The organism is Pedobacter sp. (assembly GCF_040513095.1).
Taxonomy (GTDB): domain Bacteria; phylum Bacteroidota; class Bacteroidia; order Sphingobacteriales; family Sphingobacteriaceae; genus Pedobacter.
In genome coordinates, this window is sequence record NZ_JBEVDX010000010.1 from 18,417 (window position 1) to 31,194 (window position 12,778).

A 12,778-nucleotide genomic window follows, 5' to 3' on the forward strand; every position below is an offset into this window, starting at 1 on the left:
TGGTCAACTTAAGCAGGTATTTAATATTGAGTTAATATCGCAAGTCTAGATTTGTAAAAATAACCCATTTGCATGTATCCTCAACTTACTGATGAAGCATTAACGGATCTCTTACACAAAAACGACCATTTAGCTCTTGAGACACTTTTCAACCGCTACTATAAACCGCTTTGCCAGTTCTGCGCGGTTTACACCAGGGAATATGTGGTAGCTGAAGAAATCATTGCTAATCTTTTTATGAGAGTATGGGATAACAGACAGGATGCTGTAATTCTGAATATTAAAAACTACCTTTTTGTAGCTGCAAAAAATCAGGCGCTCAATTACCTTCAAAAGAAGAAAGAACCGGTTGACTCTATCGAGGATATCAGCATTGACCACTCTACCCTTCAGGACAGGGACAACCCTTTCAAGATCCTGTCCAGCAGGGAATCTTACAACAGCATTCTTCATGTGATCAATACCTTACCTGCAGGCCAGCGCCAGATCCTGCTGATGAGTCATATCGATAGTATGACTAACCAGCAAATTTCCGGTATTCTGGGCATCTCTGTCCGCACTGTGGATTCCACACTTTATAAAACTATCAAAAAACTCCGGTTGCTGCTTGCTGACTTCCGCCGGTCTACCTCCGGAAATTAACGATTTGTTAATATAACCTTAACGCGCCCGGATACGTAGAACCAGCCATTATCCTGTCTTTCCCAATAGAGACAGCAATGGAAGATAACAGCTACAAATTAATTATCGCATATTTTGAGAAGACCATCAGCGATGAGGGCCTTACCCAATTACAGGAATGGATAGAAGCAAGCCCGGAGAACCTGGCCCAGTTTAGTGAAACGATCCAAATCCTTGAGGCATCGAAATCCTATTTCAAACAGGCGCTAAATCCAGAAAGATCCTGGGCAAAAGTACAGGAACATATCAGCAGGACAGAAATACCTGAAAAACCAAAGCGACAATGGATGACTTATGTGGCGGCCTGCCTGGTTTGTTGTCTGCTGGGTTCAATGGTTTACAAGTACAGCTTTTACGACAGAACTGCTTATCAGTTGCTGAGCAATACCAATGGCAAACAGGTTAGGTTTACACTTCCTGACAGCTCTGTGGTGTATCTTGGCGGTGGGAGCAAATTGAAATACCCAAAAAATTTCAGTGGAAAAACGCGTGCAGTGTATCTGGACGGCGAGGCATTCTTTGATGTGGTTCATCAGTCCGGACACCCTTTTACAGTGACTACCGGAGAGATTACCACTGTGGTTCTGGGGACATCATTCAACATTAAGGCTTACGGCGCCGAAAATAAAATTGCAGTAACTGTAAAAACAGGAAAGGTGGCCGTTATGGCAAAAAGCAAGGGACACAATGACCTGATCAGGTACCTGCTGCCTGATGACCAGATCAGCATCAATACCCAAAATGGTTTATATACCTTCAGCAAGACCGATGCTGATGAGGTGGTCTCCTGGATTAACCATGATTTTATCTTTCACAATACTTCCTTTAAAGATATAGCCGCCTCGCTCGAACATCATTATGGTGTGGAGATAGAATTTACTGATCCTGAACTCAGTAAAGTGAGGCTTACTGCAAGGTTCAGAAACACATCGCTTACTGAAACCATGGAAAACCTGACTATCCTGTCGGGACTTGCCTATACAAAAAACGGAAATCACCTGTATATCTCAAACAACAACCAAAAAGGAGGAAAAATCATGAAGTAGCATTTACCAGATCAATAGATCATGAGGCCTGGAATTGCTGTAACAATCCCAGGCTGATCATTAACAATTTAAACTCACGACAAGCAAGCATAAATTAAAGTAAACATATGAATACATCATCGGCTTACATTTTCAAATGTAATAATTAAGCCGATTATAGCTTCATGACCGCTAAAAACAATCGATCAACTATGAAACATTTGTGGTTTTTTACCATACTTTTACTCCTGTACACGCCTTTTGGCGCCTTCAAGGCAGGGGCACAGCCGGTAAATAATAAAAAAATCTCCTTCGGGGCAGAAGGCATCAGCCTCAAAAATGCATTTCAGCAGATAGAAAAATTAGGCAATATCACCATCAGCTACAACAATATGCTGGATGAAAACAGGACCGTACGCCTAACTAAAGCAACACGTACTGTACAGGAAACAATTGATTTACTGTTAAAAGGCACCGGTTATACCTTCAGGCAAACTGGCGGACAAAATGTGCTGATCGTTCCGCAGGCACAGGGAAAAGGCCGGATCACAGGTAAAGTTCTTGATGACAAGGGGGAACCAATTCCTGGTGCATCCGTAAGGATCCGCTCGGTTGGTGCTGCTGTAATGTCTGTAAACGATGGAAGCTACAGCATGAGCGTAGATGCAGGGGTTTATACCCTTGAATTCAGCTATCTCTCCGCACAAACAAAAACTATGACTGGCATCACGGTAAAGGCCAATGGGATAACCAACCTGAATGTGACGCTGAATGAAGCCGATAACAGCCTCAACGAAGTAGTAGTAACGGCACTCGGTATTAAACGGGAACAAAAGGCACTTGGTTATTCTGTAACAGAAGTAAAAGGAGAACAACTGACCAGCGCCTTATCCGGCAACTGGACGGATGCACTATCAGGTAAAGTAGCCGGCCTTAACCTGGTACGCTCAAACAGTGGTCCGGCAGGCTCAAACAAGATTATTCTGCGCGGAGAAAATAACCTTACAGGCGATAACGAAGCGCTGATTGTAGTTGATGGTGTAGTAATCAACCAGGGTAGCGGCAGGCGTACCTCAAACGCAGGCGAAGCAGCCTATGGTACCAGCAGTGATAACATGCCGGCAGATTACGGAAGCAACCTGAACGACCTTAATCCTGAGGATATTGAGAACGTCAGTGTATTAAAAGGACCGGGCGCAGCTGCCTTATATGGACAGCGCGGAGCAAACGGCGCTATTATTATCACTACAAAATCCGGCGTAAAAAGAACAGGACTGGGTATTACTTTTAATTCCAACACTTCAATGGAGTCTGTAAACCGCTGGCCTGATATGCAGTATGAATACGGACAGGGAACAGCCGGCTCCAGGTACTATTCTTATGGTGCAGGGCCTGACGGGGCAAGTACCAGTGGTACAAGTTCTGCCTACGGACCTAAGTTTGACGGACAAATGTTTTACCAGCTGGATCCGCTGACCCAGAAGCAATCTACCGTAAGGACCCCATGGGTTCCCTACAAAAATCAGAGCCGTGAGTTTTTTGATGTAGGCCGTACTTATACCAACTCTGTTAGTGTAGATGGCGGTAGTGATAAAACATCAGCGCGTTTCTCGGCTACCAATGTGACCAATCACTGGATCACACCAAATACCGGTTATACCCGTAACAGCATCGCGCTGTCGGTCAATTCAAAGATCAATGACAAGCTGACCATCAGTTCAAAAGTAAATTACAACAATAAAAACAGTGCAAACCTTCCTGGCGCTGGTTATGGTAACCAGTCGATCATGTACTGGTATATCTTCTGGCAGCCTAGTGCCGACCTCAACTGGCTTAAAAATTACTGGGCTCTCGGCCAGACAGACAAAAAGATCTTCTACCCTTTCAGTTCATTCCCTGAAAACCCGTATGCGATCTCGGAGGAGTTTATCAACAAATCAAACCGTAATTCTGTAACGGGTAACGTGCAGGCCGAATACAAGATCACCAATGCACTGAGCTTTCAGGTAAGAGCTACGCTCGACATGGGTTATGAGCAGCGTGCCCAGGAACGCCCATATGATGCAGGGACCAAATATCCAAAGGGATCTTACCGCACGCAAAATATTTACTCCCAGGAAGCAGGAGGCGATTTTCTGCTGCGCTACAACAAAAAAGTAACCTCTGATTTCAATGTTACCGCAACAGGTGGTGGCAGTATGCTCCGCAACAATTACAACAGAGATGAAGTACGGGCCGATTCACTGGTCTATCCCGGAATATATACCATGGCCAACAATGCCGGGCCACTGATTACTGCACCTTTTAAATCGAAATATGCCATTAACAGTTTCTATGGATTACTGTCAGCCAGCTTCAGGGATTATTTGTATATGGATATCACGGCACGCCAGGATTGGGTAAGTACACTTGCTACTGCCAACAGAACTGATCAGGTGGGTTTCTTCTACCCATCCGCAAGCTTAAGTTTTATCGCTACGGAAGCTTTCAAAATGCCTGAAGCCATCAATTACGCCAAACTAAGGGCATCCCTTGCAGGTGTGGGCAGTGGAACCACTAATCCCTATCAAACCACCTTCAACTATGTCACTGCCGGCAGTACCTATGCCGGGGGCTTACAAAATCCGCGTATCCTGGCCAATCCGGACCTGAAACCGCTGCGCACCACCACACTGGAACTGGGTGCAGAGATGAAGTTCTTTAAGAGCCGGCTGGGATTCGACGTTGCGGTGTATAGCGGAAATACCAAAAACCAGATCCTTAACCGCACTATTGATCAGTCATCCGGCTTCAGTCAGGCAGTGATCAACGTAGGCAGGGTGAACAATAAGGGACTTGAGATTTCACTTAACGGAACTCCGTTACAGGATCCGGGAATCTTCAGCTGGTCGGTCTTTGCTACCTTCAGTGCCAACAGAAACAAGATAGAGCAACTGGCAGACAGCGCGGTAGTTTTGCGTAACGGGCCAACCGGCGGTGCCCAGATCGTTGCCCGCGTGGGCGGAAGCATGGGCGATATGTATGGCCGCGGGTACCTGCGTGCTGCAGACGGACAGATTGTTTATGATGCGGCAACAGGTTTTGCAAAGCTATCAAATGAGCTGGTTTACCTGGGTAACACTACAGCCAAATGGAAAACCAGTATGGGCCACGATTTTAAGTACAAACAGTTCGGCCTGCACCTGCTGTTTGATGCCCAGTTTGGCGCAGTAGCCTACTCACTTTCCAACTACAAACTGGCAGAACAGGGTAAAACTACCAATACGCTGCCGGGAAGGTACAACGGGATTATCGGTAACGGCGTGATCCAGAATGCCGACGGAACCTACCGCAAAAATGATGTGATTGCTACAGATGTGGATGGTTATTACCGTTCGCACTACGGCATTGACAATGCAGAGGGCAATACCTTCTCTACCAACTTTGTGAAGTTCCGCGAAGCCAGGTTTGATTTTACTATCGGAAAGAATCTTACCCACCGCTTAGGCCTGCAGCGTGCTACCGTAGGCGTTTACGGCAGGGATCTTTACATCTGGTCGAAGTGGCCGATTTTTGATCCTGAATTCGGAACACTGGATGGAAGTGACATTGTACAGGGCTTTGAGGTTGCCCAGTTTCCTTCTACCCGCACATTTGGTTTTAACCTGGTTATCGGTATCTAATATTTAAAAAAAATGAAAAAGATTATAACTGCCCTTTTGTTTATTGCCCTTGGACTATCCTCCTGTAAAAAAGATTTTGAGGAACTGAACACAGATCCCAATGGCACACCCAATGCTTTGCCGCAGCAATTGCTGGCGCCGGCACTGGTAAATACTGTAAGCACCAATATGCTTCGCAACCGGAATTTCAACAATGAACTGATGCAGGTGACTGTAGATCCGGGAGATGGCGAAGGCAAGGTTTTCCGTTACGATATCAGGCGGACATGGGCTGACAATACCTGGAATAACTGGTACACGCAGCTTACCAATTTCAAGGATATCTATACTGTTGCCAGTCAGCCTTTAACCTATGACAGAGGATACATGGCCATTTCGCTGATCTGCCAGTCCTGGGTATATTCCCTGCTGACCGATACCTATGGCGATATCCCTTATTCTGAATCCAACCTGGGAAGAGAAGGTAATTTTGCACCTAAGTTTGATACCCAAAAGGATGTATACATGGATATCTTTAAAAAACTTGAAACTGCAGATACCCTTTTGATCGGTGCTAAAAATGTAAGTGGTACAAGTGATCCTGTTTACAATGGGAATGTGGTTAAGTGGCGCCAGTTTGGCAACAGCCTTTACCTGCGCCTGCTGCTCAGGCTTTCGGGCAAAGCCGAAGTTGCAGCGGCATGTATTGCCAAGATCAAAGAAATCGTAGATACCAACCCTTCTGCCTACCCTATCATGACAAGTAATGATGATGCCGCCATCCTGCGCTGGACAGGCGTAGGCTCACTCACCTCACCGTTTATAGGTGGTGTGCGCGAGCAGGACTGGCGCGCTGTAGGGATTTCGGAGTTTTTCATCAATAACCTTAACCGCTGGGCTGATCCGCGATTGAGTCCTAACAACCGCTTTTCTATAGCAACCTACCAGGGAAGTTTTGTAGGCGTGCCGAGTGGCTATGCACCCGGAAGAGGTGTAGATAATAAATCTTACTTCCTGTCTACCACCTCCGCCACCAGCCTGATGAACGAGCCACTGATGGGAAATATCATGAATTACTCAGAACTCCAGTTTATCCTGGCCGAGGCTGCCGCTAAAGGATGGATTGCGGGAAATGCCAGGACTTATTACAATAACGGCACTTTAACAGGCATCACTTTGTGGGTACCCGCATTTGCTACTCCAATAGAAACTTATCTGGCCGCTGCCGATATCTCATGGAACAATACTGGAACACTTGCCCAGAAAATGGAGCTGATCCATGCGCAAAAGTATTACTCGATGTTCGGGACAGATTTTGAGCAGTGGTTTGAGTACCGCCGTACCGGGCATCCTATCCTGCCCAAAGGCGCCGGGCTGCTCAATAACGGGATTATGCCTGCCCGCTTAAATTATCCTGTATATGTACAATCCTCCAACCCCGAGCATTACAAGGCAGCAGTTGCCGCTCAGGGACCAGATGAAATAAGCACGCAGGTTTGGTGGCAAAAACCATAGCCGCCCTTTGAAATATACAAATGCACTCATGAAAAAAATTCAGATCATTTCTCAAATGAAGAAGATATATTTATTCCTTCCCCTTATTGCCTTAGCTGCATTATCCGGCTGCAAGAAGAACGAAAATGCAGAAGGAACACTTAGCCCGGTGATTGCCGTGGTAGATTTAAAGGACCTGTACAAAGGCAGTGATCTTACTTTAAGCACAGCAAACTTATCGGGCGCCAAACAGATCGGCGGTGTAGTGATTTCCGATGCTGCATCAGGCAATATTCCGCCTGGTATTGTGGTGATACAAAACTTCCGCCGCAATGCGCTCAGAGGTATAGCCCTCGAAATCGGTGCAGCAGCAGCGGGTTATAAACAGGGTGACTCTGTAACAGTAGAAGTAGTCGGCGCCACCCTTACCCGGGTAAATGGCAGTATACGCCTGCGCGGCTTATCGGCAACTGCTGTAAATAAAGTTGCTGAACTACCTTCCTTAAAACTTCGCTCGGTTCAGTCGGCCGCCCTTATCGCTGCACCTGATGATTATGAAAACACGCTGGTTACTATCAGTAAAGCAGTAACAGAACCAGAACCTCAGCCCGGTGATACATTCAGCGGTGATAAAACTATCAATGATGGTTTTGGTAAGGTCACACTGCATACCGAAGCCTCAGCCAGATTCGCTGCTGAGAAGATTCCCGCCAGCGCAAATTTCACAGGTATTCCTGTGATTGTGTCTGCCGGCGGCAAAACCAACATACAGCTTTGGCCGAGGGTGCTGGACGACGTATTTGAGCTGCCGCTCATTAAACCGTCACCGGTAATCATTGCAGGATATCTTACAGATCCGGCAGGGAGTGATAATAATTATGAATACATTCAGCTGATGGCCACTCAGGATATTGATTTTTCCGTAACCAATTATTCACTGGTAACCTGCAACAATGCCGGCACAAATCCTGCCCCTGCAAATGGATGGGCGGTTGGCGCTGCCCGTAGCTATAAGTTTAACCTTACAGCAGGTAAAGTTAGCAAGGGGCAATTCTTCTATGTTGGCGGTAACAAAAATATCTGGGGCGCAGGCTCTACGGATATCAGTGCAGCCATATGGATTAACAGCACACAATATTCTACTATTCCCGGGGCAGACTTCGGAACAGCAACTACCAACTTACTGGCCAATAGTGGTAACGTAGCGGGCATCGCGGTTTTCCGTGGGATTACAGTTAATGCTGCAACAGTTCCCCTGGATGTGGTTATGTACGGCGGTAATGGTACGGTGTATGCAGCAGGACCTCCTGAAGTAGGTTACCGGATTACAAATACCGACTACTACAGTACCATTAATCCTGTAACACGACTTACACAGGGATTTTACGGGGGTGGCACCAATACATCGAAGCTTGTGTTACCTGCAACCGGTGCATTTTCGCAACTTGGTGGTATTTACGATGCATCAACTGGACAATGGATAGCGGGCAGAACTGTAACCAGTATCACGCTGACAGCAAAATCACCATTGAGCACAATCGAAACAGGCACAGCATTTACCACGCTTAAAAACTAGACCCATGAACAGAAGATCTTTCCTCCGCAGCGCAGGCCTCATTGCCGGAAGCGCTTTCATCGCACTTAATACCAATGCTTTTGGATTTGCAGATACAACAACCCTGGTCAAAGGCCGGGTAACAGCCGGAAAAAAGGGTATCCGAAATGTAGTTATTTCTGATGGTTTTACCGTTGTCCCTACAGATGAAAAAGGATATTTTGAGCTAATGCCAAATGAAAAAGCAAAAAGTATTTTCATGAGCACACCTGCCGGTTACCGGTTTAAAAACGATTACAACATTGCCAGACAATACGAAAAACTAGAGGCTGGTTCTAATTTCGATTTTAATCTGGAAAAACTAAAAGCCAATGATAACCATCATCATTTTATCATCTGGGCAGATCCGCAGGTAAAAAATAAAAAGGATGTACAGCAAATGATGGAAACTTCAGTTCCTGATACCATAGCAACTATCCGGTCCCTGGGAAAGGACGCTTTAGTACATGGCATCTGTGTGGGTGATATGGTTTGGGATAACCACGCCCTGTTTCCCGACTATAATGCAGCCATTGCAAAAATAGGCATTCCGTTTTTCCAGGTTCTGGGCAACCATGATATGGATTACCGCCTGGGAGGCGATGAAACATCGGATGCGACTTTTAAAAACTTTTACGGCCCTACCTACTATTCATTTAACCGCGGACAGGCACATTATATAGTGCTCGATGATGTGCGTTACCTGGGTACAGAAAGGAATTATGACGGGTATATTTCTGAGGAACAGCTGGCCTGGCTGGCCAAAGACCTGGAGCATGTAGCCAAAGATCAGCTGATCATTATCAACCTGCACATTCCGGTTTACCTTGGCGTGAAGAATAATGCTGCCTTCTATCAGGTACTGCAGGAGTTCAAGAATGTCCATGTGATGTCGGGCCACACACATTACCACGATAACAACTTCAGCAATGGCGTTTATGAGCATAACCATGGTACAGTCTGTGGTGCCTGGTGGACAGGGCCGATCTGTACTGATGGTACACCACGTGGTTATGGTGTGTATGAAGTCAATGGCGTTGATCTCAAGGGATATTACAAATCAACCGGACTGCCAAAAGAACATCAGCTTAGTCTGCATATTCAAAAAGAGGACAACCGTATGCGCCTGCTGGCCAATATATGGAACTATGACCCCCAATGGAAAATAGCGTATTTTCTGGATGGCAAGCCCGCTGGTGAGCTTAGTAAGGAAAAAGGTTTTGATCCGTTGTCTGTAGAATTATATCAGGGTGAGGACAAGCCCGAGGGGCGTCATTTTGTGGAACCTCACGAAACCGGGCATCTCTTCTCTGCTGATCTTGATATGTCTGCAAGTAAGGTAAAGGTTGTTGCCACTGACCAGTTTGGCAACCAGTACCAAAGTGAGATCTCGGCAAAGTAGGCTGCTCCTTTTAAATTCATCTTTTTAAGCAGTGATTAAATTGCTAATGAAAACAACCCCTGTAGCTTACACAGGGGTTGTTTTGTTTAACAAACATCTGCTGATAGCATTTACAATTTATGCTGCTTAATAATTAATGAGTATCTTATCATTTTATAAGGGCTGCATGGCCGGAGGATCCTTAAAAACAATATGGTATGTTCGAAATAGACAGAGATAAAATAAACGAAATTGTAACGCTTGCTTTCAAAGACAGCTTTGATGAAGTAGATATTTATCACACCAGGCCAGAGACCGCAAAAGCTGACGGCCCTGTACTGGTTATTGATGGCACCAAATCCGGCAGGACTTATTCGTTCAAATACACTTACGATCAGGTATCCGAACTGTATACTGCCGGAACGCTGAACCGGGAGCTGGAGAAATCTCGTGACAGGGTATTGAAGGAGACTTACGAATAGTACAATGAAATTGGTTATTATCCTGGTAATCGCAGGTTTTGTGCTGGGACTGTCTTCATACAGGGCTACACCTTTTCAAGCCGGAGATCCTGACACACTCATGGGGCAAAAACTGATTGAATAAGTCCTGCAGCAAGGCCCATCACAATTAAGGAGCGTAAATATTTATTAATAATATTAGTATTCGTTATACGCCTTAATGAATAACGAAGGTAGAAAGATTGTACTGGCTATCAAAGCCGTAATGAGCACAATTTCTTATCATTTTCACTGATAAGCGTATCTATACGACTGATGATATACAATATATTGCTACCTTACGGCATAATATGATGACAGACGCTTCAGCACAAGATGCCTTAAAGAATAAGAAACTACAGAGAGGCTTTATACTCTCATGGGCTATTGGCTGTGTATTTTACCTGCTGCAATATGCCATCCGCTCCTCTCCTGCTGTGATGATCAATGAATTGTCGGCTGCTTTTGATATGTCTGCATTTAAGATCAGCTCTATCCTGGGAACATATTATTATTCTTATGCTATCGTCAGCCTTATCGCGGGAGTTGCCTATGATCGTTTTGGTGCAAAGTATCCGATAGCGGTTGGTGCAGGCTTGTTGTGCATCGGCTGTCTGCTTTTCTCTCTTTCGGGAGAACTGACGGGTTATTCCGGAAGACTGTTACAGGGTGCAGGCTCGGCCTTTTCCTTTACCGGTTGCGTTTATCTTGCCTCACGAGGTTTCCCGGCCAAATACATTGCTACAGCTATTGGGGCTACCCAGTGTATGGGTATGCTGGGCGGATCATCCGGACAGTTTATCACCGGGCCATTCATAGAAAATGGACTCAGCGTACAGCTTTTCTGGATCATCATGGGTACTGCCTGTGGGATTATTTGTCTGCTGTTATTGTTTACTACTCCCCGGGAAGAACGGTTTGCCGATCAGAAAAAGGCCTCAGGCAATATTCTGGTGCCTTACAAAGTTGTTTTCAGCAATCCACAATCTTATATCAACGGACTTATTTCGGGTTTACTTTTTGTACCGACCACGGTTTTTGCTATGACCTGGGGCATTTCCTTTCTGGTAGCGGACCGGGGTATAGCACAGCATTCGGCGGTGGTTGCCAGTGCGATGGTGCCAATGGGCTGGGTAATCGGCTGTCCGCTGCTGGGTTTCATTTCTGATAAAATCGGACGCAGGAAACCGGTACTTATCGGCGGCAGTGCAATAATGATACTTTGTTTCCTGCAGTTGTTTTTTGCGCCTTCAACTATTCCGGTGATCATTACCATGCTGGCTTTTGGCATTGCATCCGGTGCAGCGATGATCCCTTACACGATGATCAAAGAAGCCAATCCCGATGAGGTAAAAGGCAGTGCCACAGGTGGGATTAACTTTATCACTTTTGGTGTAACCTCATGTCTGGGTCCGGTTTTCGCCATTTATTTCGGCAGAACACTGGCTGTTGCCACTGACCATGAAAGCCATTTCCGCTCTGCGGGGATTTTTCTGATTGCAGTGATAATGGCTGCGCTTGTGCTGAGCGTTATAGTAAAAGAAACAGGCCACAGAAAAAGCAGCATAGCTTAGTTTACGGTGATTTTGCTGAATTACCATATGTGGAATTGATTGAAATTCTCAAACATCCGATTGATTTAAACAAACACCAGCGCATTAAGCACCATAGTTTTGTATCAGTAATTCAAAGACAAAACATGGCAACAAATAAAATCGCATTCATTACCGGCGGCAGTCGCGGACTAGGCCGGAATACCGTACTGAACCTCGCTCAAAGAGGTATTCATTCTATTTTCACTTATAACTCTGCTAAAGAAGAAGCAGAAAAAGTGGTAGAGCTCGCACAGCAGGAAGGAGTGCAGGCTATAGCGCTGAAACTCGATACTGGTGACAGCAGCGCATTCGATGCCTTCGTCGAAGAAGTTAAAGTTGCATTGAAAGCTATGGGAGCAGAACGGATAGACTACCTGGTGAACAATGCCGGTACCTCTCACCACAACGCTATTATAAAAACAACAGAGCAGGAACTTGATCTCCTGTATAATGTTCACTTTAAAGGTGTTTTCTTTTTAACCCAAAAGCTGCTGCCGATCATCAATGACGGAGGAAGCATTGTAAATATCTCTACCGGTCTTACCCGCATATCTGTACCGGAGAGCGGACCTTACGCGTCAATTAAAGGTGCCGTGGAAGTGCTGACCCGATATCTGGCAAAAGAACTTGGTCCGCGCAGGATCAAGGTTAACACAGTGGCCCCGGGCGCAATCCAGACTGACTTCAGCGGTGGCATGGTCCGTGATAATCCGGAAGTAAACGCAATGATTTCGAGTATAACCGCGCTTGGCAGACCGGGATTACCAGATGATATCGGCCCGATGATCGCCTCCCTGTTATCAGATGATAACCGCTGGGTAAACGGACAGCGCATCGAAGTTTCCGGAGGTATGTTTTTATAGTATC

General features: G+C 45.8%; 9 protein-coding genes. All 9 read left to right on the forward strand.

Annotation, left to right across the window (positions count from 1 at the left end):
- Nucleotides 1–72 precede the first annotated feature (72 nt).
- Entirely contained in the window at nucleotides 73–642 is a 570-nt protein-coding gene (locus ABWY16_RS01380) for an RNA polymerase sigma factor (RefSeq protein ID WP_353902858.1), read from the forward strand.
- Nucleotides 643–719: 77 nt separating this feature from the next.
- Nucleotides 720–1,727, forward strand: coding sequence for a FecR family protein (locus tag ABWY16_RS01385; protein ID WP_353902859.1), 1,008 nt, complete (start codon nucleotides 720–722; stop codon nucleotides 1,725–1,727).
- Nucleotides 1,728–1,918: 191 nt separating this feature from the next.
- Nucleotides 1,919–5,368 (forward strand): SusC/RagA family TonB-linked outer membrane protein, encoded by a 3,450-nt coding sequence (locus tag ABWY16_RS01390; RefSeq protein ID WP_353902860.1) that lies wholly within the window; start codon nucleotides 1,919–1,921, stop codon nucleotides 5,366–5,368.
- A 12-nt stretch (nucleotides 5,369–5,380) separates the two neighbouring features.
- Entirely contained in the window at nucleotides 5,381–6,862 is a 1,482-nt protein-coding gene (locus ABWY16_RS01395) for a SusD/RagB family nutrient-binding outer membrane lipoprotein (protein ID WP_353902861.1), read from the forward strand.
- A 55-nt stretch (nucleotides 6,863–6,917) separates the two neighbouring features.
- A complete protein-coding gene (locus ABWY16_RS01400) occupies nucleotides 6,918–8,417 on the forward strand; it encodes a DUF5689 domain-containing protein (RefSeq protein ID WP_353902862.1) in 1,500 nt (499 codons plus the stop codon).
- A gap of 4 nt (nucleotides 8,418–8,421) precedes the next feature.
- Nucleotides 8,422–9,837 carry a calcineurin-like phosphoesterase C-terminal domain-containing protein gene (locus ABWY16_RS01405; RefSeq protein WP_353902863.1) on the forward strand — a complete coding sequence of 472 codons (1,416 nt, stop codon included), beginning with the start codon at nucleotides 8,422–8,424 and terminating at the stop codon, nucleotides 9,835–9,837.
- 197 nt (nucleotides 9,838–10,034) lie between these two features.
- The gene (locus ABWY16_RS01410; protein ID WP_353902864.1) at nucleotides 10,035–10,298 is read left to right on the forward strand and encodes a hypothetical protein; all 264 of its coding nucleotides are present in this window, start codon (nucleotides 10,035–10,037) and stop codon (nucleotides 10,296–10,298) included.
- A 329-nt stretch (nucleotides 10,299–10,627) separates the two neighbouring features.
- Nucleotides 10,628–11,890, forward strand: a complete 1,263-nt coding sequence (locus ABWY16_RS01415; RefSeq protein WP_353902865.1) for an MFS transporter — start codon at nucleotides 10,628–10,630, stop codon at nucleotides 11,888–11,890.
- Between the two features lie 125 nt (nucleotides 11,891–12,015).
- A complete protein-coding gene (locus ABWY16_RS01420; RefSeq protein WP_353902866.1) occupies nucleotides 12,016–12,774 on the forward strand; it encodes an SDR family NAD(P)-dependent oxidoreductase in 759 nt (252 codons plus the stop codon).
- The last annotated feature ends 4 nt before the right edge of the window (nucleotides 12,775–12,778 follow it).